Below are 245 nucleotides of genomic sequence, written 5' to 3' on the forward strand. Positions count from 1 at the left end.
TTGCCATGCCCGATCCTGCCGCCCATCAGCGCCCCGCCCTGGCCTATCAGGGCGAGGTCCCCGAGGCGGCGCTGGCCGCGCATCTGGCGCGCCACCTCTCGCCCCGCCAATGCCCGGCGCGGCTGTTCCGCCTGCCCGCCCTGCCGCGCGGCGCGAACGGCAAGATCGCCCGCCGCACCCTGGCCGACACCCTGCTGGAGCCCGCACGATGACCGATCCCCGCCCCGTCCCCACGCCCGAGGCCG

1 protein-coding gene is annotated in these 245 nt (G+C 77.6%); it reads left to right on the forward strand.

The features are described 5' to 3' along the window. Nucleotides 1-212 (forward strand): hypothetical protein (locus SB756_RS34020; RefSeq protein ID WP_410913750.1); only part of this gene is annotated, 212 nt, incomplete at its 5' end. Between the last annotated feature and the right edge of the window lie 33 nt (nt 213-245).

The organism is Pseudomonas sp. SIMBA_068 (genome assembly GCF_046534705.1).
GTDB classification, from domain to species: domain Bacteria; phylum Pseudomonadota; class Gammaproteobacteria; order Pseudomonadales; family Pseudomonadaceae; genus Aquipseudomonas; species Aquipseudomonas putida.